Genomic DNA, 23,361 nt, shown 5'->3' with positions numbered 1-23,361 from the left:
CCATGACCTGGGCCCTGGAGCAGCGCGTAGTCACCGACTCCTCTGCCCGCCATGTGTTGCTGTGCCTGGCCAACTACGCCGACAAGCACGGCCGGGGCGCCTTCCCCTCGGTGGCCAGCCTCGCGGATGACACCGGCCTGTCCGAGCGCACCGTGCAGGCCAAGCTGCGCCTACTGGAAGACTTGGGTGTGATTGTCGAGGGCAACCGGGCGATCGCCGCGGCGTACATCACCCGTCGGGACCGTGTTCCGACCTGCTACGACATCGTCATGGAACGGGGTGAAGCTGCTGCACCCCGTCAAAATGAACGGGGTGAAACCACTGCACCCCGTGAAGATGCCACGGGGTGCAATCTACAGCAGAACGGGGTGCAAATTACGACGGAACGGGGTGCAGCGGCTGCACCCAATCCGTCATTGAACCATCAAGGAACCGAAGAGCAGCTGCAACACGCGAGCGATCCGGTCGATGTTCGCCAGCGCTTCGCCATGACCGAGGACTGGGAGCCGGATCCTGACGACCTGGCAGCGCAGACTCGCCTGATGGGCATTCCGGTGTCGGCGATCACGCTGCCCGTCGTGAACAAGTTCAAGGCCCACTGGCTGGCCCTGCCGGATGCCGTGTTCACCCAGGCCAAGTGGGCGAACGAACTGGCGAAGTGGATCAAGCGGGAGCGCGTCGAGGCCGATGCCGGCGAGCTGCCCGACGCTGCGGCCTGGGGCGCGAACGGGGTGCGGGTATGAGCCAGGCCAAGCGCGCTGACCTGATCGCGGCGAACCTCCGCGCCGCCCCGGCCCCGGTCCAGGCCGCCCCGAACGTGATGCCCGTCGATGACTTCGCTCGCCAGGTGATGGACGACCTATTCGACCGCATCCGCGGCATCTGCTCCGGCTGGCGCTCCGCCTGGTCCACCCCGGCGGTGATGGGCAAGGCCAAGGAGGAGTGGCTGGCCGAGTTCGCCCGGGCCGGCGTGAACAGCCAGGAACTGGTCGACAACGGCGTGCGCGCCCTGCGCCAGAGCAAGCGCGAGTTCGTGCCGGCGCCGGCGCTGTTCGTGGACTGGTGCTTCGGTGCCGATCAGCTGGGCCTGCCGAGCCTGGAGGAGGCCTATCGCGAAGCGCTGGCGAAGACGCACCCCGCTGCAGCCGCAACCGCCACCTGGAGTCACGCCGCGGTGTACCACGCTGCCGCCCGCGCCGGCTTCAGCAACCTGCAGCAGCTCAGTCGCGACGACGGCATGAAGCTGCTGGAGAGCAAGTACTCCCAGATCCGCCGCGAGATCGCGAAGGGCAACAGCCTGCCGCCGGTCCCCGTGGCGGCCCTCCCGCAACCGTCGAAGGCGGCCGATCCCGAAGTGGGCAACTCCGCCCTGCAGGCCATCCGCGCACGCCTGAAAGGAGCCCGCAATGTCTGACCTGAACCCCCTGAAGTGGCGCGCCAAGAGCAACCGCGACGGCCAGCAGATCCCGAACTGCTGGATCACCGACAGCGGCTACACCGTGGCCGAGTGCCGGTTGCCGGAGAAGCGCTTCACCGTCACCCGCCCGGGCGATGCCGCCCCGTTCGCCTACCTGGGCAGTCGCGAGGAGGTGGTGTCGATCATCCGGGCCGACATGAGGGCCAGCGGGGTGTCGGCATGAAGGGCCGCAACCCCACCGCCGAGCAGAAGCGTTGGCACGACCTGCTCGTCAGCGTGGTCGGCTGCATCGCTTGCCGCATTGAGCACGGCGTCGTGAATGACTTCTGCAGCATCCACCACGTAGACGGCCGCGCGAAGCCACATGCGCATTGGTACGTGCTCCCGCTGTGCGCCGGGCATCACCAGGCCGGCACGGGGCCGGAGAGCTTCCCGGGCGTGGCCGTGCATCCGTACAAGGCGCAGTTCGAGGCACGCTATGGCCGCCAGGCTGACCTGGTGGGGCAGTGTGCTCGCATCGTCGCAGAGGCCGGCCACGATATCCCGGCCGGCTTCCTCGCCTGGCTGGATGGCGACGAGGTGATGGCATGAAGTCGCCCCGTCCCATCGCGCATACCCCGCGCCCGCTGCGGCGTCCGAAGGTCGACTGGGAGGGCATGGAGCAGGCCACCCTGTTCTCCATCCTCGCAGTGAAGTACCCCGAGGCCAGCCGCGTCACCTGGCACACCCCGAACGGCGGCCATCGGCACATCAAGGTTGCCGCCGAAATGAAGCGCCAGGGCGTGAAGGCGGGAGTCCCTGACATCTTCGTCGCCCAGGCGCGAGGCGGCTGGTTCGGCCTGTTCATTGAGTTCAAGGCGGCGCCGCCGAATGACGCCAGGGTGTCGCCCGAGCAGACCGCATTCCTGCAGCGCCTGGAGCAGCAGGGCTACTACGCCACCGTGTGCCGCGGCGTCGATGACGCCCTGCGCGTCATTGAGCAGTACCTGGCCCAGCCCAGGACGGAGGTGGTGCGGTGATGGATATCTGGGCTGACGTCTGCAGGATCATCGGCAGTTCGTGGTCGGTGACGCCTGAGCATCGGAAGGAGGCGCGTGCATGCTTCGCCGGCCGGGGCGTGCCGGGCATCACCCTGCTGGGCGCGCTGCAGCGTCGCGCTGACGAGGTGCTGGCTGCAGCGCCTAGGGCGGACGTCGAGCGGCGCATCGAGGTGCTGGACCAGCAGATGGTGCTCGGCTACCAGCAAGAGCGCGTGGCCCTCGGCTATCGCGAGGGGCGAGTGGTGGGCAACCGCGTCGGCCGGCCTCGGAAAGTCGCTGCGGCGCGCCGCTCTGCCGTTGAGCGCTGCCGGCGAGAGATCGATGGCATGCGCAAGGAGCGGCAGCGCCTGGCGGACGAGCTGAAGAGGAGGGCGCATGCGCAAGCACGGGCCTGACCTGCAGAAGGCCGTGCCGGCCATCCAGCGCTGCCGGCAATGCCGCGGGCAGGGCTTCACGAAGGGGGTGTTCTTCGAACTGGACTGCGCCGCCTGCGACGGAACCGGTTGGCTCGGAGCGGATGGCGCGCCGGTAGAGCCTGCCGCGCTGATCCGGGCGCTGGGCCGGCGCCTGGACAAGGCCGAGCAGCAGTTGGTGGACCGGGCGAAGGCGTCGGCCTGGGCAGAGGACAACAACCGCCGCGGGGCCGGCGGATCACATTTCACGGGGGATTGAAGATGGCGCGTACTCGCACCTACACGGACAAGGCGCTGGGCGATACCGAGTATCTGCTGGAGCAATGGGGGTGGTGGCGCATGGATGGTAGGGGCATCCCGCACCACGTGTCGCAGATGGCCGTCATCATGAGCCGGGCCAATCCGGCTGGGGCGGTGAAGGCCTACCGCATCACCGATGAGGCGGCGCTGGCCGTCGATGGCGCGCTGGCGAAGCTGGTGGCGCGCGATCAGCAGATGGGGGACTTCGTCTGGCTCTACTACGGATCGAAATGGCCGGCGCTGCGAATCTCTCGCGAATACGGCCTGGGCGAGGCGAAGGTCAGGGAACTGGTGAAGGCCGGGGCCGCCTGGATCGACTGTTGGTTGGAGCGGTTGAGGGCGGCAGCATAAAGCGCTTTACGCGCGGAATAGGGGGTGTTTTCATGCCAGCGTGAACTGCTGTGAACGCAGCAAGACGCTCCAATAAACCCGGCCATCGCGCCGGGTTTTTTGTTGTCCGCGATTTCATGGTGCGCGCTCCGCGCCTTGCCCGGTCATGGCCGGGCCTTTCTATCCACGCAGTGCCAGGGCTGGCGAAGCCTGGGGACACCCTTATGAGGACTTCCACAATGACCGAGCCGGCCTCGACAGCAGTTGGCGGGATCGCGCTCTACAAGCTCGGCGCCTTCGGAGGCTTCGCCTTCTTGGCCGCCATCCTGGTGATGGTGATGACTCTGCCCAAGTCTCCGCGCGAGTTCGTGGTGGCCATGATCTGCACCGTGGTCTCCAGTGTCTGCGGTGGTGCGTTCCTGGTCCGCTGGCTCGACATCGGCAGTTGGGTGCAGGACGACATCGGCATGATCGCTCTGTGCGGCGTGATCTTCGTTTGCGGTCTGCCGGCATGGGTGATCGTCCGGGCCTGGTTCGCCTGGAGCGAGTCGCGCAAGGACAAGGCGCTGCCCGAGATGGTGAAGGAGTTTCGCGAAGGCACCGGTCTCTGAGGGCGGGACCATGCGCGGAAGCATCACTGCCACCGACTTGGACGATGCGGTGGCATCCTTGGCCGGCCTCGGCGGCGATCTGCCCAACCGTGTGTTGGCCGACGCGCTCAACCACACGGCCAACCAGGCCGAGGGCGCTTTGGTCGACGCGCAGAACGACGTCTTCGACCGGCCCACGCCGTTCACCCTCAATGCGATCCGCATCCTGAACGCCACGCCGAGTCGTCTAGAGGCCTCGCTGTGGGTGAAGGACGACAAGGACAACAACTCCAAGGGCCAGGCGCCCGAGGACTGGGTGGCACCGGAAGTGTTCGGCGGCCCGCGCGTGGACAAGGCTTCGGAACGCAACCTGCGAGCCAAGGGCATCTTGCCCAGAGGCATGTTCATCGTCCCGGCCGCCGGCGCCCGTCTGGATCGGTACGGCAACATGAGCCGCGGCCAGATGATCCAGATCCTCTCCGGCCTTGGTGCGCTGGAGTACACCGCCGGCTTCAAGGGTAATGCGACCGATAGTGCCAGGTCTCTGGCCAAGGGGCACCAGCAAGCCTACTTCGTGATGAAGCGGGGCAGGGTGCCGATCGGCATCGGCGAGCGCCGCGACAAGACGCTGGTGATGGTGCTGGCCTTCGTGCGCCAGCCCCAGTACCGCGAGCGCTTCCGCTTCTTCGACATCGTTCGGCGCATCGCCGAGGACGACGCCAGGCTGGAGGCGAACATCGAGGAGGCCATCGCCAAGGCGGCTCAGGGGAACGTCCCCAGCAACTTCCGCAAGCGTCCTCAGTCGGCCCCTCGAAGATAGGTAGGGCCAGTGGCGTGCTACACGCGGGCGAGCTGCCGGGTTTGGCGAGGGGAACTGACGTGCTACAGGCGAATGCGTGGGGGCCCCTAGGGAAAACCGGGGCCTGAGGGTAATTCGAACCCCGCCCGCGAACTACATATGACCGAATTTCGGGGGTTGGTTGTTGTGTTGTCATGAGCAACTCGAACATCACTCGGCAGCCCCATTGGCTCAACAAAAGCCGGATGGCGGCGAGCCTCGGAATCAGCACCCAAGCCTTTGATAAATGGGGCGTCGAGCCCGTGGCTCGGATTGGCCGAGAGGCCTTCTATGACGTCCGCTCGGTGCTGGAGAACCGCCTGGCCCAGGCGGAGCGGAAACACCAACCAGAGGGGGATTTCCCCGAGGGGATCGACCCACTGGCCGAGCACAAGCTGACGCAGGAGCGCGTGCGTCTCACCGCGGCCCAGGCCGAAGCCCAAGAGAAGAAGAACCTGGTGGCCGACAAGCAACTTGTGCCAACCGGATTCGCTGTCTTTGCCCTGGGCCGGATCGCCGCGCAGATCAGCTCAATCCTCGACACGGTGCCCTTGAAGTTGCGCCGCAAGCACCCGGACCTCGACGTGCGACACGTCGAGTCGCTGCAGCGAGAGATCGCCCTGGCGCGCAACAGCGCCGCCGAACTGGGCGACCTCCTACCGGGAATGCTGGATGAATATGTCGAGTCCTTGGCTGAATGACCTGCAGAAGCAGATCCGGCTCGGCCTCCAGTCCCTGTATCGTGAGCCACCACTGACTGCGGTGGAGTGGGCGGACAAACATTTCTATCTGTCGTCCGAGTCCTCCTACCAGGAGGGCAAGTGGGTGACGGCGGCGTTCCAGGTGGCGATCCTGAACGCCATGGGCAACGACCTGATTCGCGTAGTCAACGTGATCAAGTCCGCCCGGGTTGGCTACACCAAGATGCTGATGGCCAACATCGGCTACAAGCTCCAGCACAAGAAGCGCAACGTGCTGAGCTACTGTCCGACGGACCCGGACGCCGAAGAGCTGATGAAGCGGCACGTCGAGTCCTTCATCCGCGACGTCCCCGTCCTGCTGGCGCTGGCACCCTGGTACGGGAAGAAGCACCGGGACAACACCCTCGCCGCGAAGAAGTTCAGCCACCAGAAGATGCTCTGGTGCCTGGGTGGCAAGGCTGCGCGGAACTACCGCGAGAAGTCGCCCGACGAAGTCATCTACGACGAGCTGTCGAAGTTCGACGCCGACATCGAGGGCGAGGGCTCTCCGACCTTCCTCGGCGACAAGCGCCTGGAGGGCGCGACCTTCAAGAAGTCGATCCGCGGCTCCACGCCGGGGACGGCCGGCGAGTGCCAGGTCACCAAGGCCGGCGAGGAATCGCCGCACTTCATGCGCTTCCACATCGGTTGCCCGCACTGCGGCGCCGAGCAGTACCTGAAGTGGGGCGGGAAGGACTGCGCCTTCGGGATCAAGTACGAGAGGAATGAGCTCGGCGAGGCTGAAAAAGCCTGGTACTGCTGCGAGCGCACCGGCTGCGTGATCGAGTACCACGAGGCGGTCGAGGCGGCCAATGATGGCCGGTGGATCTGCGATCGCACCGGGCTGTGGACGCGCGACTCCATGGAGTGGTTCAAGGCCGACGGCGAGCCGGCCCGGACGCCGCGCTCGGTCACCTTCCACATCTGGACTGCCTACAGCATCTTCACCACCTGGCTGGACATGGTGGGTGACTGGCTGAACGTGAAGGGCGACCGCGAAAAGCTGATCACCTTCGTCAACACCACCCTGGGCGAGACCTGGGAGGGTGACCAGGGCGAGAAGCTGGAGTGGGAAAACCTCTACGGTCGCCGGGAGGTGTGGGCGCACCTGCCGGCGCGGGTGGCGGCGCTGACCGGCTTCATCGATACCCAGGACGACCGCTACGAAGCGCGCATCTGGGCCTGGGCCGCAGGCGAGGAGGGCTGGCTGGTGGATCGCTGGATTCTCCAGGGCGATCCCGCCAGCCAGGAACTGCGGCGCAAGGTAGGGCTGAAGCTCCAGCAGCAGTACCAGCGAGAAGATGGCGTGAGCATGCGGGTGGCTCTGTGGGGCTGGGACTCTGGCGGCCACTACACCGACGAGGTGTACGCGGAGAGCAAGAAGCACGGCCTGATGTGGGTTATCCCCACCAAGGGGCACAACGTCTACGGCAAGCCCATCGCCGAGTTCCCGATGAAGAAGAACAAGGCCGGCGTCTACCTGACCATGCTTGGCACCGACAACGCCAAGGAGCTGATCTACAGCCGCCTGAAGTTGCAACCGCAGCCCGGCGCCATTGTGCCCGGTGTAATGCACCTGCCGGCCAACGACGACATCTGCGACGAGAACGAACTGAAGCAGCTCACCGCCGAAACCAAGGTGATGAAGATCGAGAAGGGCCAGCGGGTGTATCGCTGGGACGCCAAGGGCCGGCGCAACGAGGCGCTCGACTGCGCAGTCGGTGCGCTCGCCATGCTGCGTGTGGCGCAGCAGCGCTTCGGTCTGGTGCTCGAAGCACCACCCACAACCTCCGCGCCACCCCCGGCGGCGGGAACCCCCAAGCGCCGCAGCTCCGGCAGCGGCTACCTGAAGCAACGTCGATAACCACGCGAGGCGGATATGACCGATGCGCAGCAACGGCTGGCGGATGTGCGCGCGGCCATCCATGACATCCTCACCCAGGGCCAGGCCATCACCAAGGACGGCCGCAAGCTCGAGCGGGCGCAATTGGCGAGCCTGCGGATGCTGGAAAGCCAGTACGTGGCGGATGTCGGTGCGGAGTCTGCACTCAGCGGCCGCCGCTCCCGAGTCGCCCGGCTGTACCACGCCGGGAAGGGGGTTTGATGGCCAAGTACCCCCACCTGACCCGAGCGGGCTTCATGCTCCCGGATCGCATCAAGAACAGCTACGACGGTGCCGGCACCGGCCGCCGGGCCCAGAACTGGGACGCGCCGCCGGGCTCCATCAACACTCTGTCGCTCCCGGCATTGCCGCTGCTGCGCAAGCGCTCACGCGCGGCGACGCGCAACGACCCCTATGCCGGCGGCGCGATCGACACCAGGGTGAGCAACCTCATCGGTACGGGCATCGTCCCTATGCCGACGACGCAGGATAAGAAGCTGCGCCGCCTGATGCTGGAGCTGTGGGCAGACTGGACTGACGAATCGGACGCCGATGAGCGTACCGACTTCTACGGCCAGCAGGCCCTGGTGGCCCGGATGGTCGAGGAGAGCGGCGAGTGCTTTGTCCGAATGCGCCCGCGGCGCCCGGAGGACGGCCTGGCCGTTCCCCTGCAGGTGCAGTTGCTTCCGGCAGAGTTCGTCCCTGTCGAGAAGAACGAGGTGACGCGCAACGGCAACCTGATCCGGGCTGGCATTGAGTTCAACGCGCTGGGCAAGCGGGTGGCGTACTGGATGTATCGCCGCCACCCCGGCGACAGCTCTGTGATCGCCGCAGGCTACAACCAGTTGGTGCGCGTTCCGGCCAGCGAGGTGCTGCACATCTACGAGTTGCAGGAGGCTGGGCAACTGCGCGGCATCCCGAGGCTTTCGCGGGTTCTGCTTCGCCTGCGTTCGCTGGATAACTTCGATGATGCGGTTCTGTTTCGCCAGGAGGTGGCCAACCTGTTTGCCGGGTTCATCACCCGGCCTAACGCGGCCGACCTGCCGCAGATCGACCCCATCAACGGAGGTCCGGCGCGCATGGATGGCGACGGCTTCACCCCGATGGTGGGGCTGGAGCCCGGCACCATGCAGGAGTTGCTGCCGGGCGAGCAGGTGGAGTTTTCCAAGCCGCCGGAGGCCGGCAACAACTACCCGGACTTCATGCGGCAGCAACTGCAGGCTTCCGCCATGGGGGCCGGGGTGCCTTATGAGCTGTTCACCGGGGATCTTCGCCAGGTGAACGACCGCGTGATCCGCGTGGTGCTCAACGAGTTCCGCCGCCGCCTGGAGCAGATCCAGTTCAGCCTCTACATCCACCAGTTCTGCCGGCCAATCCGCGCGGCCTGGATGGACATGGCCTACCTCTCCGGCGCGCTGGACCTGCCTGATTTCGCGCGCCGCCGGCGCGAGTACCTGCGGACTCGCTGGGTTCCCCAGGGTTGGGCCTATATCCACCCGGTGCAGGACGTTCAGGGCAAGGTCATGGAAATCAACGCGGGCATCACCTCCCGCAGCGAGGTCGTGCTGCGCCAGGGGTACGACGCCGAAACCATCGACGAAGAAAACGCCGCAGACCAGGCCCGCGCCCGCGAACTCGGCATCACCTACACCACGGCCCCGGACTTGCCGGTTGCCGCCGACGAGGAAACCCCATGATCGGACATTCGACGCTTCGCGCGCTGGCGCTCCAGCTCGGCCTGCGAATTTTCAACAAGGCCCCGGCGGTGCCGGCGCCCAAGGACGAGACCTGGTACAGCATCAAGGCTGCCGCCGAGGGCGAGTCCGAGCGGGCGATCGAGGTCTACATCTACGGCGAGATCGGCACCTGGGGCATCACGGCCAACCAGTTCATCCAGGACCTGAAGGCCCTGGACGACGGCGTCTCGCCGGTGCTGGTGGCGTTCAATACCGTCGGCGGCGACCTGTTCGACGGCCTGGCGATCCACAACGTGCTCAACCGCCTGGGCGAGCGTTGCACGGCGCGCGTCGACGCGCTGGCCGCCAGCGCCGGCAGTGTGGCGGCCTGCGGGGCTCACCGCCTGGTGATGGCCTCCAACGCCATGCTCATGATCCATAACCCCTGGACCTGGGCCAGCGGTGACGCCGAGGACTTTCGCAAGGTGGCCGACGTCCTCGACCAGACACTGGAGGCCATCGTCGCCTCCTACAAGCGCAAGGCGCCTGAAGTCGATGACGCCGAGCTGCGGCAGATGATCAAGGACGAGACCTGGCTGACGGCTGCGGAGGCCAAGGCTCTTGGTCTTTGCGACGAGGTGCTGGAGGGCGTAGCGGTGAAGGCGATGGTGGGCGACGGCGGTGCGCTGCGGAAATACCGCAACGCTCCCCAGGAACTGCTCGCCCAGCTCGACGCACCGCCGGCGGAAGACCAGCCCGCGCCGGTGCCGGCGGATGATCCCGAGCCGCTCCCGATCACCCAACCCAACGCTGGCGCTCTGGCCGCGCGGATCATCCGCAGCTGCTCGGAGGCCGGCATCAGCAACCTCGTGGAGGTCCTGACCATGTCTGGAGACCTGAAAGACGAGGCGAGCGTCGATGCAGCAATCGCCCGGGCCAAGGCGGTCCGCGATCTGTGTGTCAGCGCGCGCCTGCCGGAACTCGCCGCCGACTACGTGAAAGCCGGCCTCGAACCGGACGCCGTGCGCGCCCGCCTGTTCGACAAGCTGGCCGGCAACGGCTTCGGCGAAATCATCAATACCCCGCCGCTGGAAGATGAACCGCCGGCACCCACCAAGCCCAAGGCCGCCACGCCGTCGAAGGTGTATGCGGAGCGCAAGGCCGCCCGAACCACTAAATCCAAGGCTTCGAAAGGAGAAGCATGATGATCAAAACCGAAGGCTTCCACGCCGGTGAGTTCCTCCTCTCGGAGGGAACCGGCAGCATTTCCCGCGAGCAGGTGACGCTGGCTGCCACCGACGTGGCGCTGCCCGCCGGGCAGGTCCTGGGCATCGTTACCGCCTCGGGCGAATACGCCCCCTACGACAACGCCGCGACCGATGGCAGTGAAGTGGCGGCGGCCATCCTCTACGCGCCAAAGCCTGCTTCCACCGGACCCCAGGCCGCCACCGTGGTTGCCCGGCTGGCCGAGGTGATCGATGTCGCACTGACCGGCCTGGACTCTGCCGCCCGCGCTGACCTCAAAGCTCGCAACATCATCATCCGCACCGGCACGCCGTACTGATCGAACCCACCTGAAGCCTCTCGAAGCCCCGCATCTGCGGGGCTTTTCATTTTCTGGAGCAAGCAATGGCTGATATCAACGTCTTCGAAGACGAGGCGTTCAGCGTCTCGTCCCTCACTGCTGCCATCAACGAAGCCCCCGAGGTTCCCGGCCGTCTGGCTGCTCTCGGTCTCTTCGAAGAAGAGGGCAGCACCACCATCACCCAGCAGATCGAGAAGGACGGCGAAACCCTGCACCTGGTGCCAGCTGCCGACCGCGGCGCCGCGGGGCTGGTGGTCACCGGTAGCAAGCGTCTGCTGATCCCGTTCAACAACGTGCACCTGCCGCAGACCTTCTCCATCATGGCCGACGAGATCCAGGGCATCCGTGCCTTCGGTGAGCAGACCGAGCTGCAGGCCGTGCAGGACGTGGTGAACAAGCGCCTGGGCAAGATGCGCCGTCAGCTCGACGCCACCCACGAGCACCAGCGCATGGGGGCGGTGCTCGGCACCATCCTGGATGCCGATGGCACCACCGTGCTGCTCGATCTCTACGACCGCTTCGACATCAGCCCGCAGGTCGTCCAGATGGAACTCAGCAACACCGCCACCAAGGTGCGGCTGAAGGCCGGGGAGGCGCTGGATGCCCAGGAAGACGCTCTGGGCAACATTCCCAGCAGCGGCTCGCGCGCGCTCTGCGGCAAGAACTTCTGGAACTCGCTGATCACCCACAAGTCCGTGGAAGAGACCTACCTCAACACCCAGCAGGCCGCGCAACTGCGGGGTGATGCGCGCGAGGAGTTCGAGTTCGGCGGAATCGTCTGGGAGCGCTACCGCGGCAAGGTAGGTGGCCGCTCCTTCATCCCGGACGACGAGGCGCGCCTGGTGCCCATGGGTGTGCCGGAGCTGTTCCTGAGCATCTTCGCGCCGGCCAACTACATGGAGACCGTCAACACCCTGGGCCTGCCGTACTACGCCAAGCAGGAGGCCATGCCGTTCAACAAGGGCATTGCCGGTGAGGCACAGTCGAACCCGCTGCACATCTGCACCCGCCCGCGCGCGGTCATCCAACTGGTGAAGTGATGGCCGGCTTCGGCGACCTAGTCGACGACATGGATGACATCGTCCTCGAGGTTCTCGGGGACGGTGAGTTCGCCTATGTCGATCGGAACGGCCACACCCTGGTCGAGGTGATCCACGCCGCTGTCGAGGAGAGTGTGGAGCGCCTTGTCCAGGGAGCGCTCGACCGCGTGCGGACCATGGAGGTGCGCCGGGGCCTGCTGGTTCCGTTCGATCGCCAGGGCGCCTTCCGCGACACCGACGGCAACCTCTGGGCCATCGACGGAATCCACTCCGACGATGGACACCTGATCACCTTCTACGTGGTGCCCGAATGAGCGACGTGACCGATGTGCAGGCCGAGATCATCGGCCGTCTGCAGGCCATGCTTGCCGGCGTACCGGACTTTGGCGCCGACGTCCGTGAGGACTCGGTTGCCGGGGTGATGGACGCCGATGATCCCTCACTGCCCTCGCGCCTGATCGTGTTGCAGGAAGGCGACACGGTGGAGCGCGAACGCATGCCGTCTGGCGTGAAAGAAGAGTGGACCGTCAATGTCGTGGCCCTCGGCCGTGGCAGTGGATCTGCTGCCGCGCTTCGCGCCGGTCGCCTGGCTATCAAGCAGGCGTTGAAGGGGCTCAAGGCCGGCATCCAGGTAGATGGGCTGATCACCGTCGGCTTCCCCGCCTCCTCCGTGCGCCTGCCGGAGCCCGGCCGGCGCTGGGGATATCGCGTCATCCCCATCACATTCACCTACCACCAGAAACTCTGACCCCGCTAGGCCGCCTCCGGGCGGCCTTCTCATTTCAGGAGGGCGCCATGCCCGAGATCAAGATCGCCAGGGCCTTCAACTTCCGCGAAGGCTCCGATGTTAAGCACTACCCGAAATCGGACAAGCCCGTCGAGGTTTCCCAGGCCGTCGCCGAACACGCCTGGGCCAACGACTTTGCCCCCAAGCCCAAGGTCGAGAAGGTCGCCGCCCAGACCGCCGCGCCCGCCCCGGCGCCGTCCACCGAACCCAGCGGCGCCAAGTAAGCGCCGGCATCCCTCGAGGAGACCTACATGCTCCAGCCCATTGATCGTTCTTTCATCGGCGAGGGCCAGCCCTTCGCCCGCCTGTATGGCTCGCAGGACGCGCTGTTGCCCTTCGGCAACTGCGACATCTTCAGCGTCAGCTATGCCGCCGATCGCAAGGCCCTGCCGAACTACATGGGCGGCGGCGGCAACCGCAACGTGCGTACCCGGCCCACCGACGTGACCGGCTCCATCGGTCTCTACGACCTCACCCCGGAGAACGTGGCAGCGGTTAGCCGCGGCACCATCACCGTGGCGCCCACTGCGGCGATCACCGGCGAGGCCCACACCTCCGCTGGCGTGGCCTTCGAACTGATCCCGTTCAAGTACCTGCCGGACCTGACGAAGACTGTCGCCGTCAAGAGTGCCGGCGGCTATCCCCTGGTTGCCGGCACCGACTACCTGCTGACGCCTCACGGCATCCAGGTGCTGTCCGGCACCACCATCGACGAGACCGGCGTGCTGATCGACTACACCCCGCGCAAGAGCTCGGCTGTGCAGATGCTCAACAGCTCGGAGAAGGAGTTCGAGATCTTCATCGCCGGCCTGAACGACGCGCAGTCGGGCGAGCCCTACGCGCTGCGCATCCGCCGCGCCAAGTTCGGCCTGCTGCAGGAGATGCCGATCCTGGGCCAGGACTACCTCAAACTGACCGGCCCCATCGAGCTGCTCGCTGATCCGACCGTTGTCGCCGACGACATCTCGAAGTTCCTGCAGATGGACCTGGCGGCCTAAGGCGGCATGGCCATGGATGGCCTTCTGCCTTGCTGCTGGAGTAGAGTCCGCTCCAGCATGAATTTCGAATGGGAGGGAAACCATGCAATGCCCAAGTTGTGACCATGAAGCCCCGCAATCCGCTTTCGGTGATCCCCTTCGGTGCCCAGCATGTGGCGCTTATTACGAAAAGGCTCTCAAGATGAAGCTGGCGGCCGACTTAAAGGCTGAACCGGCTCAAGTTCAAAATTCGCCCCAAAAGCAGAAGTCTTTCCGTATGGCGGCTGATCATGTCCAGGTCGCTACGCGAGGACTGGATGGTGTTCAACCCGTAGTTGTGGTTGATATCCAAATGCGCTTTTGGTCGATGATGGTCTTCATGGTCAAGTGGATGCTTGCCGCAATTCCGGCTTTCATTGTGTTTGTTGGAATAGTTGGGATGCTTGGTGCCATTTTTGGATCATTGATCGGCGGTATGCTGGGGCTTCCAAAATAACAAGCTAGTTGCAACGAAAGAACCCGCCAGCAGGCGGGTTTTTTATTGTCTGGAGCTATTTATGGCAAACTCTGTTCAGCGCCTGATTCAGTTCATCTTGCGCGGCAAGGACGAGATGTCTCCCGCCGCCAAACAGTCCACCGAAGCGCTGGAGGCGATGCGAGGCAAGGTCGGCCAACTCAACCAGGCGTTGGACGATGCCAAGGGCGCACGCGGCCTAGTCACCGGGCTGGAGAACACCCGGCGCGTAATTGGCTCGACGGAAGCCTCCTTGCTGCGGGCGCAGAACACCGTGCAGGCGCTTCGTGAGGCGCTGGACAAGAATCCTGACAGCAAGGGCTACGAGACCTCACTGAAGGCTGCAGAGCGTAATGTTTCTACCCTGCAGCGCACCCTCGACACCCTGAACACCAAGTTGGCCGAGCAGGAGAAGGCCGCCGTCGCCGCTGGCATCGACACCAGCAAGTTGTCCGAAGAAGAGAAACGCCTGGCCGCTGAAGTTGAGCGCGCCAAGGCCCAGCTTGCCGCCGCGAATGAGGAGCTGCGCAAGCTCGAACGTCAGCAGCGACAAACTGCCGATAGCTCAAGCCGGATGAGTGATGCAGTCAGGAACATCAAGACCGGCGTGACGGATGCGACGGTCAACTTCGGTAAGTGGCTCGTCAGCATCTACCTGGTAGACAAGGCCCTGCAGGGGCTTGGCGCTGGTGTCGGTTTCCTTAAGGACGGAATCGGTGCCTTCATTGGTTCCGGCAGTGACAACGAACAAGCCCTGGCCCAGCTCGAAGCAGCCCTGACGTCTACCGGAAATGCGGCCGGATTGACCAGCCAGCAACTGCTCGACATGGCCGACAGCATGCGCTCGGCCTCAATGCTCACCACTGAGCAGATCCTTTCCGCCGAGACGCGCCTGCTGTCGTATACCGACATCGCAGCCAAGCAGTTTCCCCAGGCGCTGCAGATCACCATTGACCAGGCCCAGCGACTGGGCATCAGCGTCGAGCAGTCCGCCGAAACGGTAGGGAAGGCGCTGCAGTCGCCTTCTGATGCTATGGCCACCCTGAGCCGTCAGGGCTTCAAGCTGGAGGATGGGCAAAAGCAACTGCTGAAGCAGTTGGAGGCGACCGGGAAGAAGGCCGAGGCCCAGGCCATCATCATCAACATGATGACCGAAGCCTATGGCGGTGCCGCTGCCTCGGCGCGGCTGAACACCTTCAGGGGCCTGATGAAAACCCTGGGCGACCAATTCGGTGACTTCGCCGGAAAGGTCGCCGATAGCGGCGCTTTTGACTATGTGAAGCGGCGTCTGACAGACCTGAGCAGTAGCATCAAGGCTATGGCGGATGATGGCCGTCTGGATCGGCTCGCGAGCGGTATATCAGATGCATTTATTCAGGGTATTGATTGGATCGGAAAGTTTGTCGATAGGCTTGGGACCGTTGATTTCGAGTCTGTAATAGGTGATGTTTCAGGCTGGCTTCATAACTTTAGCGCCAATCTCGATGAGATGGCTACGAAAGTTAAGCTGTTCGTTGCACCGTTCCGAACTTTATTTAACGGTATTACTTCTGGGTTAAGCCTGATTGGGTTGGGATTTACCAATACCATGGGGCTTATGGCTTCAGCTATCGAGTGGATGGCTAAAAAAATACCTGATGCCCTTGGTGGTGAGAAAATTCGGGCATCTGTTGCAGGGGTTCAGGGAACACTCAAAGCCCTAAGCTCTAGCTTCAAGTCTCAAATAGAGCAGGACGCAAAAGATATTGCTGCTGCTTGGGATACAGCTGGAGAAGGGATAAGTGATGGCGCTAAATCAACAACTGGTAGCGTCAAGAAAGAACTTGACGAAACCTTCGAGCACACGGTACAGCGCGTCACCGGTATCAACAACGCCCTGGCGCAGATCAGCGCGGCGGAAGGTGTTGAACAACTTCGCCAGCTCTCCAAGGAGATGTACGACGCCTATAAGCGCGGCGACCTGAGCCAGGAACAGTACAGCCAGGGCACGGCGGTATTGAATGAGCGGCTCAGGAAACTTGGCGGAACATCGGCAACCACTGGCACGCAACTGAAGGGTGTTTCCGACAGCCTGAAGTCGCTGACCGACGTGCAGAACGCGATTGCCAACGCGCGCACGGATGTGGATATCGACAACATCCGCAAGTCGATCACCAAGCTGTACCAGACCGGCGTCATCAGCTCCTCGGAATACAACCAGGCCATGAAGGATCTGGAGTCGCAGCAGGAGCGGCTGAAGAGGTCCACCGACGGCTTGTCGTCCACGATGGACACCCAGGCCGAAAGCACGAAGGGGCTGACCAAGTCCCAGCAGATGATGAGCGAGGCCATGGAGGACGGCATCGTCACCACCGAGGAGCTGCGCCGGATCTCCGGCGAGCGCATGGAGGAGGAGCGCAAGGGCGTCCAGGCGACCAAGGACAACATCGCCGAGACCTCGGCCGACATGTCGGACTTCGCCGGGTTCTACGAGGGCGTCATCAACCAGGCCCGCCAGCCCCTGGCGGAACTGGGCAAGGAAGCGCTTGCCGCCTTCGATCAGCTGCGCGGTATCAGCACCACCGACATCTCGATCGATACCAGCTCGCTGGAGTCGACCACCAAGGCGCTGCAGCAGATGCGCTCGGAGCTCGACCGGGTGCAGGGCGCCGCCTCGATGCCGGGCCTTTCCGGCCTGGGCAGGTGGGCGCTGTCGATGCAGGAGGAGAGCAAGCGGGTTGCCGTGTCCTTCCTCGAGCAGAAGCAGCAACTGCTCAGCCTGATGGATGGCTACGAGAAGAAGACGATCCCGCTCAGCGACTTCGTGGACAAGGCCAAGGCCGCGCGCAACAGCATGAACCTGCTGAACGACTCGGACCTGCGGCAGTTGGAAAGCGCGATCGACTCGGCCAAGCAGCGAATGGACCAGCTGGAAAACGGCACCCGCGACACCCTGACCGGCCTCAAGGAGGAGCTGGCCGGCCTGCGCGGCGAGACGGAAGCGGTGGACCGCAGCAAGTTCAACAGCCGCCGGCAGGATCTGCAGCAGCAACTGGCTGAAGCCCAGGCCGGCGGCAACCTGAACGCCGTGCAGAACATCATGGAGGCGCTGGCCACGCTGCAGCAGATCCAGGCCGAGACCGATGCCAAGCGCCAACTGGCGGAGCAGCAGGCGCGCGTCGACGCCCAGAACGCTGCGCAGGCACAGGCTCCCGCGCCGGCCGCGGCGGCTCCTGCAACTGCAGCACCTTCCCAGCCGATGAAGACCATCCGCCTCGAGGTCCAGGGGCGGAGCGTGGACGTCGGCGTCACCGATGACGGTAGCCAACTGCTCGACCTGCTCGGCAAGGCTGCCTTGAGGACTAGCTGATGATGCTCGACAGCATCGAACTGGATGACCAGCTCGAATGGACCGATGAGTTCACCTGGGACTCGGTGGCGCAGGAGCAGGAGCGCTCCATCACCGGCGCCCTTCTGGTGCAGGAGGGCGTCAAGCTGCACGGCCGGCCCATCACCCTGCAGGCCAACGGCGGCGCCTGGACGCCGCTGTCGGTCGTGCGGCAGCTGGAGGCCCTGCGCGACCAGCGGCTGAAGGTGATGGACCTGGTGCTGCCCGACGGCCGGGAGTTCTCGGTGACATGGAACCGGGCCAATGGCCAGGCGCCGCTCGAGGCCTCCCAGGTACACCGCACGGTGAACCCGGGGCCAGCCGAGGACTACGAAATCACCCTGCGCCTGATCACCGTGGCGCCGCCACCCCCTGAAACCCCTTGACCACCAACCCCGCTCCGGCGGGTTTTTCATTTCTGGCTGGAGCGCACATGGCCATCAGCAAAAGCGACATCAAGCTGCTCAAGTCCCAGCGGCTGACCGACGAATCGGACGGCGGCGGCCGCGCCACCGGGCAGGCCGTGGTGGATGCCGAGGTGAACAACCTGTTCCCCGACATCTCTCGCCTGGACCGCACCATCGGCCGCATCAACCTGCGGAAAGCGTTCGCGGGGGTGATGTCGTCCAACAACGACAGCTACCTGGGCGCCCATTCCATCCTCACCCAGGCGCCGGCCGACCCGCGCGTGTCGGTGCTGCTGTTCGGCGGCACCCAGACCGACGAGCGCGCCGACGCCCGCAACGCCATCGAGTCCTACGTTGTGCCGGCGGTGATCGCGGCGTTCGACCTGCTGGGCAACCAGCTGCAGGGCCAGCGCGCTATCGCTTGCATTCAGCGTGAAGAGCAGCGCCTGCCGGAGATCGGCCAGGTCTACCAGCTGGTCAACGGTTCGCTGTCGCAGTACGTGCGGATCACCAGCGTGGACGCCCGGCTGGAGTCGTTCACCTACGACTACGGGAACGGCAACTTCGTCAACTTCACCCGGCGCCGCCTCGACCTGTCGATCAGCTCGCCGCTGCTGACCACCTTCCCCGGCGGCCAGCCGACGCCGGCCGGCACGGCGATGCCGTCGGGCTCCAGCGGCACCAAGAGCCAGATCCTCACCACCCAGGTGGCGGATGCCGCGCACTACTACGGTATCAGCCCGCTGGCGCAGGCCGTGGCCGAGGGCGCACTGAGCGTCCGGGTGAAGTCGGTCTATGCCCAGTTGGTCCCGTCGAGTACCCGCGAGAACGCGCTGATCGACCAGCTGGGCGGCTACCAGCGCCGCATCGTGCTGGCCACCGGGCCGGCGCGCAGCATTGCGCTGACCTTCGCGCTGGTCAGCGGCGGCCAGTCGCGGACCTTCCTCGGCACCGGCTGCGCCCCGGGCACGCTGTCGCTGGTCGTCAACGGCGGCACCTTCGCCGACGACAGCAAGGGCGGCATCCGCTTCGTCTCGGGCAGCAACTGGATCACCAGCGGGACCATCGACTACGAGACCGGCGAGATCAACCTGGTGCGCACCGGGGCCGGCTACACCGGCGCGGCTACCGCCAGCCACCAGCCTGGCGCCGCGGCGACTGGCGAGACCGTCACCGGCGAGATCCCCATCGATCTCTCCAACCGCGGCTACGTGTACACGCTGAGTCTGTCCGACGCCCCGCCGATGCCGGGCACGCTCGAAATCTCCTACATGGCCCTGGGCAAGTGGCAGGCGCTGAGGGACCAGGGCAACGGCGAGCTGGCCGGGGAGGGCACCGGGACCATCCAGTTCGGCACGGGCTCGGTGTCGCTGACGCTGAACGCCCTGCCGGATGTCGGCAGCTCGGTGATCTGGGCTTACGTCGGCCAGAACAGCGCCGCGTTCACTCAGCGCACCGGCGTGAGTGTGCAGGCCCGGGCGAAGGTCAACCGGACGCTGCCCCACCAAGGCCTGCTGCCGGGCAGCTACAGCGCGAGCTTCAAGGTCGGCGGGGTGACCAAGACCATCAGCGACGCCGGCAACGGCACGCTGTCCGGCTCCGGCGGCAGCGGCGTCATCAACTACGCCGCCGGCACCGTGAGCATGGAACTGGCCGCCACCCCGGATGCCGGGACGGCGATCACGCACACGTACCAGCAGGGCGCTTTCACCGACACCCCGCTGGCAGTGACCTCGGACGGCACCGGCATGGCCACCTTCACCATCCCGGGCGCGCCGCTGAAGCCGGGCTCGGTGCAGATCAGCTGGATCACGAAACAGAGGCAAGCCGTTCCGGCCATCGACCACGGTGTGCTGGAGAGCGGCAATAGCCTGCCGGTGTACGAATCGGAGGTGCTGGTCAACAACGCCGTCAGCGACAACACGGCCGGCGGCTGGGGTGGCGGACGGGCCGGGAGCATCAACTACTCGACCGGCGCCTGCAGCCTGCAGGTGGCGCGGACCTACACCTACAAGGAGTTCACCTACGCCACCGAGAAGCACGGCTTCAACCCGGACACCATCGAGCTGGTCAGCACCGACCGCAGCGAGATGGAGAGCTTCGGCGGCACGCTGACGATCCGCGCGCAGTCGAACAGCCAGAGCTACGGCGACCAGACCGACACCCAGGCCGTGGTCCCGGTCACCCTCGACCTGCTGCCGGGCGTGGCCGAGACGATCCTGCCGGGCTCGTTGGTGTTCACCTACGCCGGCGAGACCTACGTGGACCGCTCCGGCGTGCTCTACAAGGGTGTCAGCACCACCACAAATGCTGGGGTAGCGGTCGGCTCGGTGGACTACGCCGGCCGTGCGGCCACGCTGAGCACCTACCCGGCCGGCGCCGCGGCGGCAGTCACGCTGCTGGCGTGCCTGACCACGAACTCCGGGTTCGCGGTTAACGCCATGACATTCCGCACGCCCGGGGCGCCGCTGCGGCCGGCGAGCCTGCAGGTCACCGCGGTGCGCGTCGACACCGCCCAGGTGGTGACGGCTACCGCTGACGCGAACGGCGTGCTGAACGGGGCGGTGATCAAGGGCACGGTGGACATCGCGACGGGCATCGTCCGGCTGCGGTTCACGTCGAATCTGGACGACCAGACCGGGGCCAGCGACATCCCGGTGATCCCGATCCTGCTGCGCTACAACGCGGTTGTCTACTCGACGCTGCCGCTGGACGCCAACCTGATCGGCCTCGATCCGGTGAGGCTGCCGGCGGATGGCCGGGTGCCGCAGTTCCGCGAGGCCGACGTGCTGGTGATCCGCCACGTCAAGGAGACCGTGGTCGCCGAGCCGGTGGCCGGGGGCACCCTGGCGCTGTCGCGGCAGCAGCAGGCTGAGATCGAGGTCGTCGACGCCAACGGCACTGCGCTGCGCGCCGCCAGCTTCACGGCGAACCGCGCGGTGGGGACGGTGACCTGGGCGAACCCGCTGGTGCTGCAGGACGAGGCCGGCAACCCGCTCACGCTGCCCCTGGTGGTGCAGGACCGCGTCGAGCACATGACGCTGTGCACTGAGGTGCAGATCAGCGGCGAGATCGGCCTGGCCTCGCCGGTGCCGTGGGACATGCCGGCGAACGAGGCGACGGTGAGCAGCGCGCTCAGCTGGGGCGACCTGCAGGCGCGCTATCACCACTGGTTCACCCAGCGGGCGTGGAACACGGGGGCGCCGAACTGGACGGACGCGCCCATCGGCGACACCACCACGGCCAACTACGACCAACTCAGCTACCCGCCGATCATCACCAACATGGGGGCGATCGATGGGAAGTGGGCGTTGGTGTTCACCAGCGCCTCGCAGTTCCAGGTCGTCGAGGAAAAGCTGGGCGTTATCTCCACTGGGACGACCGCTTCCGACTGCGCGCCGATCAACCCGCAGACCGGGACGCCGTATTTCACCATCCGCAAGGAAGGCTGGGGTGGCGGCTGGGCGGCGGCCAATGCTGTGCGCTTCAACACCGACTCGGCATTGGGGCCGGTGTGGCTCGCGCGCACGGTACTGAGCGGGCAGGGCACAGTCGAAGACGACGAGTTCCGTCTGCAGATTCGAGGGGATGCTGACTGATGACAGTGCGCTATTACTCCAGCCTTGATTCTGGAGCGCCGAGCTTGCCCAGCGCGACCAGTCAGCGGCTGTTCGACAACCTGCGGCTGATCCTGCTGGCTTGCTTGGTCAACGGCTATGGGAGCAAGCCGGCAGCCGGCTGGACCATTGGGCACGATGTCACCAATGGTTTCAGCTTGGTCAGTGCCGGCGGCATCATCAACTTCGTCCATTCAGCCAACGGCCAGGTGATCCTCTACCTGATGGAGACCATTACGGATGGCACCACGTCCTTGGCCGGGGGGTATAACCGCCGCTCGGGGCCGTGGGCGGACGGCTCATCGGTAACCGGTCGTCAGTATGTCTATTGCCCGAGCTTCTACAGCACCACTGCCAATAAGCAGTGGTGCGTGGTCGCGGATGATAGAACTGTGGTCGTGCAATTCTCGGGCAGTGTCACCGATATCGATGTGCCTTCTAACAACGGTGCTGGCATTTACTTTGGGGAGTATCAGCCGGCTTTTGGTGGGACGGGCTTTTGCTGTCTCGCCGGAAGCATGAGCACTAACGCCACCGGCATAGTGTTTAACCCCAACTCCACCTCGACACTACCGGGTACGGTCTTGCGCAATCCGTTTGACGGCACCGTCAACCAGGGCGCCAGTCCAGGCTTCCGGGGTGGGCTTGCCGTCGACTCAGCTGCCGGCGCGGTGACGGGCAAGAACCGGGTGGCTCCCGGTCAGCTACGTCCGGTTCGCGCGTCGATAGTGGGTTCGGGGGCGGGGATTAGTGGGAGCACGAGCACTAACGCCCAGGCCCATTGCGGTGTGCTTCGGGGGCTGCTTGGTGAGCCTGCGTTGGCGGACTGCTTGCTTGCCAATGTGCTGCCGGCACTGGGCAAGAGCAGTCCCATCATGCAGGACCGGGTGTTGCCGATCAGCATGCCGAATGGCCAACAGTGGGTTCCGTTCTATGCCACCACCTTTGACCTGGGGGCATTCATTTCCCTGGATCCGGCAGATTGGGAGTAAGCGGTTATGGATATTCGCCCGCAAGTGCGTATCTCTATGCCGCAGACGGCGGCTCGCCGAACCATCACGTTGGCGCTGACACGCGATGGTGAGCAGACGTCATCTGTGAAGGTGGGTTTGTTGCTCGATATCGGGCTGTCGTTGCTGGCGGTATTTGCCACCGCGCACCAGCAGTCGCAGACCTTCCTTGCGTCCGCCATCGATGGCTCCCGGCTACTGCTCGCGGTGGATCAGCAGGCGCCGGCCCGGGCCGCAGCACGATATCCATCTATCAGCGAGGACGTGACGCTGGATATCGACCTGAACGACGGCTCGGGGAGTGGGGGTGGAGCGCCGGCGGACCTGGCCGCCACGGTTCGGGTAGACGGCCTCCCTGCAGACCGGGACGTCGTCGCCTTCGAGCGCGGCGTGGGTGGTGAGTGGCGCGTTGCCGGCTATGGCGCCACGGTTGACGGTGAACTGGACATGGACCTGCGGGTGGCCGGCCCGGGCCAGGTTTATGTGATGGCGATGGATTCATGGGGTACGGTGTTCCAGCCGCTGCTCGGCGTGGCCGAGGGCGACCTGATCCGGCCCACGGTGTTCATGGGCTGGATCTACCGCATCACCCAGGCCGGCCAACTGCCCGCCGTCGAGCCGACCTGGTGGGACGACAGCCTGCTGGGGCCGCAGCCGCTCGGCACTGCGCGGGCCGAAGTGCACCGCTACTACCCGCCGCAAGGGCGCGGCCCTATCCCTGTGGAGTTGACCTGATGCTGACGCATGACGCGGTGGCGGGCTGGCGCAAGGCCCGCCGCCAGTTCGACCCTGCGCGCCGTTCAGCCTGGGGTACGGTTGCGGCCAAGGAGG

Annotated in this window: 27 protein-coding genes; all 27 read left to right on the top strand. The window is 65.3% G+C overall.

Annotation, left to right across the window (positions count from 1 at the left end):
- Positions 1-2: 2 nt before the first annotated feature.
- The 27 genes from IG194_RS03150 (at position 3) to IG194_RS03020 (ending at position 23,265) form a co-directional block, all read left to right on the top strand.
- Positions 3-743 (top strand): helix-turn-helix domain-containing protein, encoded by a 741-nt coding sequence (locus IG194_RS03150; RefSeq protein ID WP_058487147.1) that lies wholly within the window; start codon positions 3-5, stop codon positions 741-743.
- Positions 740-1,414: a replication protein P gene (locus IG194_RS03145; protein WP_058487148.1), complete on the top strand. Its 675-nt coding sequence runs from the start codon at positions 740-742 to the stop codon at positions 1,412-1,414. The genes IG194_RS03150 and IG194_RS03145 overlap by 4 nt, the downstream gene beginning before the upstream one ends.
- Entirely contained in the window at positions 1,407-1,640 is a 234-nt protein-coding gene (locus IG194_RS03140; protein ID WP_225617168.1) for a hypothetical protein, read from the top strand. The genes IG194_RS03145 and IG194_RS03140 overlap by 8 nt, the downstream gene beginning before the upstream one ends.
- The gene (locus IG194_RS03135) at positions 1,637-2,008 is read left to right on the top strand and encodes a Ref family recombination enhancement nuclease (RefSeq protein WP_058487149.1); all 372 of its coding nucleotides are present in this window, start codon (positions 1,637-1,639) and stop codon (positions 2,006-2,008) included. Before IG194_RS03140 ends, IG194_RS03135 begins: the two co-directional genes overlap by 4 nt.
- Positions 2,005-2,436 (top strand): VRR-NUC domain-containing protein, encoded by a 432-nt coding sequence (locus tag IG194_RS03130; protein WP_058487150.1) that lies wholly within the window; start codon positions 2,005-2,007, stop codon positions 2,434-2,436. Before IG194_RS03135 ends, IG194_RS03130 begins: the two co-directional genes overlap by 4 nt.
- Positions 2,436-2,852 (top strand): hypothetical protein, encoded by a 417-nt coding sequence (locus tag IG194_RS03125; protein ID WP_058487151.1) that lies wholly within the window; start codon positions 2,436-2,438, stop codon positions 2,850-2,852. The genes IG194_RS03130 and IG194_RS03125 overlap by 1 nt, the downstream gene beginning before the upstream one ends.
- On the top strand, positions 2,833-3,129 hold the full coding sequence (locus IG194_RS03120; RefSeq protein WP_058487152.1) for a hypothetical protein: 297 nt from the start codon (positions 2,833-2,835) through the stop codon (positions 3,127-3,129). Before IG194_RS03125 ends, IG194_RS03120 begins: the two co-directional genes overlap by 20 nt.
- A 2-nt stretch (positions 3,130-3,131) precedes the next feature.
- Positions 3,132-3,521 carry an antiterminator Q family protein gene (locus IG194_RS03115; protein ID WP_058487153.1) on the top strand — a complete coding sequence of 130 codons (390 nt, stop codon included), beginning with the start codon at positions 3,132-3,134 and terminating at the stop codon, positions 3,519-3,521.
- Between the two features lie 218 nt (positions 3,522-3,739).
- Complete coding sequence (locus tag IG194_RS03110; RefSeq protein WP_058487154.1) at positions 3,740-4,111, top strand: hypothetical protein; 372 nt, start codon at positions 3,740-3,742, stop codon at positions 4,109-4,111.
- A 10-nt stretch (positions 4,112-4,121) separates the two neighbouring features.
- Complete coding sequence (locus tag IG194_RS03105; protein ID WP_058487155.1) at positions 4,122-4,910, top strand: hypothetical protein; 789 nt, start codon at positions 4,122-4,124, stop codon at positions 4,908-4,910.
- A 173-nt stretch (positions 4,911-5,083) separates the two neighbouring features.
- Positions 5,084-5,629: a terminase small subunit gene (locus tag IG194_RS03100; RefSeq protein ID WP_058487156.1), complete on the top strand. Its 546-nt coding sequence runs from the start codon at positions 5,084-5,086 to the stop codon at positions 5,627-5,629.
- Entirely contained in the window at positions 5,601-7,532 is a 1,932-nt protein-coding gene (locus IG194_RS03095; protein WP_058487157.1) for a phage terminase large subunit family protein, read from the top strand. The genes IG194_RS03100 and IG194_RS03095 overlap by 29 nt, the downstream gene beginning before the upstream one ends.
- Positions 7,533-7,547: 15 nt before the next feature.
- Positions 7,548-7,772, top strand: coding sequence for a gpW family head-tail joining protein (gene gpW / locus IG194_RS03090; protein ID WP_058487158.1), 225 nt, complete (start codon positions 7,548-7,550; stop codon positions 7,770-7,772).
- Positions 7,772-9,247 carry a phage portal protein gene (locus IG194_RS03085; protein WP_058487159.1) on the top strand — a complete coding sequence of 492 codons (1,476 nt, stop codon included), beginning with the start codon at positions 7,772-7,774 and terminating at the stop codon, positions 9,245-9,247. The genes gpW and IG194_RS03085 overlap by 1 nt, the downstream gene beginning before the upstream one ends.
- Complete coding sequence (locus tag IG194_RS03080) at positions 9,244-10,431, top strand: head maturation protease, ClpP-related (protein WP_058487160.1); 1,188 nt, start codon at positions 9,244-9,246, stop codon at positions 10,429-10,431. The genes IG194_RS03085 and IG194_RS03080 overlap by 4 nt, the downstream gene beginning before the upstream one ends.
- Positions 10,428-10,790 carry a head decoration protein gene (locus IG194_RS03075; protein WP_058487161.1) on the top strand — a complete coding sequence of 121 codons (363 nt, stop codon included), beginning with the start codon at positions 10,428-10,430 and terminating at the stop codon, positions 10,788-10,790. The genes IG194_RS03080 and IG194_RS03075 overlap by 4 nt, the downstream gene beginning before the upstream one ends.
- Positions 10,791-10,855: 65 nt before the next feature.
- Positions 10,856-11,851 carry a major capsid protein gene (locus IG194_RS03070; RefSeq protein WP_058487162.1) on the top strand — a complete coding sequence of 332 codons (996 nt, stop codon included), beginning with the start codon at positions 10,856-10,858 and terminating at the stop codon, positions 11,849-11,851.
- A complete protein-coding gene (locus IG194_RS03065) occupies positions 11,851-12,165 on the top strand; it encodes a hypothetical protein (protein WP_058487163.1) in 315 nt (104 codons plus the stop codon). The genes IG194_RS03070 and IG194_RS03065 overlap by 1 nt, the downstream gene beginning before the upstream one ends.
- Positions 12,162-12,599, top strand: coding sequence for a hypothetical protein (locus IG194_RS03060; RefSeq protein ID WP_058487164.1), 438 nt, complete (start codon positions 12,162-12,164; stop codon positions 12,597-12,599). Before IG194_RS03065 ends, IG194_RS03060 begins: the two co-directional genes overlap by 4 nt.
- 47 nt (positions 12,600-12,646) lie before the next feature.
- Positions 12,647-12,862 carry a hypothetical protein gene (locus IG194_RS03055; RefSeq protein ID WP_058487165.1) on the top strand — a complete coding sequence of 72 codons (216 nt, stop codon included), beginning with the start codon at positions 12,647-12,649 and terminating at the stop codon, positions 12,860-12,862.
- Positions 12,863-12,889: 27 nt separating this feature from the next.
- The gene (locus tag IG194_RS03050) at positions 12,890-13,636 is read left to right on the top strand and encodes a hypothetical protein (RefSeq protein ID WP_058487166.1); all 747 of its coding nucleotides are present in this window, start codon (positions 12,890-12,892) and stop codon (positions 13,634-13,636) included.
- 181 nt (positions 13,637-13,817) lie between these two features.
- Positions 13,818-14,111 (top strand): hypothetical protein, encoded by a 294-nt coding sequence (locus tag IG194_RS03045; RefSeq protein ID WP_197674163.1) that lies wholly within the window; start codon positions 13,818-13,820, stop codon positions 14,109-14,111.
- Positions 14,112-14,172: 61 nt separating this feature from the next.
- The gene (locus IG194_RS03040) at positions 14,173-17,478 is read left to right on the top strand and encodes a phage tail length tape measure family protein (RefSeq protein WP_058487168.1); all 3,306 of its coding nucleotides are present in this window, start codon (positions 14,173-14,175) and stop codon (positions 17,476-17,478) included.
- Positions 17,478-17,882, top strand: coding sequence for a hypothetical protein (locus IG194_RS03035; protein WP_058487169.1), 405 nt, complete (start codon positions 17,478-17,480; stop codon positions 17,880-17,882). The genes IG194_RS03040 and IG194_RS03035 overlap by 1 nt, the downstream gene beginning before the upstream one ends.
- Positions 17,883-17,929: 47 nt before the next feature.
- Positions 17,930-21,502 carry a hypothetical protein gene (locus tag IG194_RS03030; RefSeq protein ID WP_058487170.1) on the top strand — a complete coding sequence of 1,191 codons (3,573 nt, stop codon included), beginning with the start codon at positions 17,930-17,932 and terminating at the stop codon, positions 21,500-21,502.
- Positions 21,502-22,512, top strand: coding sequence for a hypothetical protein (locus IG194_RS03025; RefSeq protein WP_064987588.1), 1,011 nt, complete (start codon positions 21,502-21,504; stop codon positions 22,510-22,512). The genes IG194_RS03030 and IG194_RS03025 overlap by 1 nt, the downstream gene beginning before the upstream one ends.
- 6 nt (positions 22,513-22,518) lie before the next feature.
- The gene (locus IG194_RS03020) at positions 22,519-23,265 is read left to right on the top strand and encodes a hypothetical protein (protein ID WP_058487172.1); all 747 of its coding nucleotides are present in this window, start codon (positions 22,519-22,521) and stop codon (positions 23,263-23,265) included.
- The last annotated feature ends 96 nt before the right edge of the window (positions 23,266-23,361 follow it).

Origin of the sequence: Pseudomonas sp. ADPe (assembly GCF_014843515.1) — a bacterium.
Taxonomy (GTDB): domain Bacteria; phylum Pseudomonadota; class Gammaproteobacteria; order Pseudomonadales; family Pseudomonadaceae; genus Pseudomonas; species Pseudomonas citronellolis.
The sequence above is the reverse complement of the archived record's forward strand: the minus strand, read 5'-3'. Positions and strand labels throughout refer to the sequence as shown.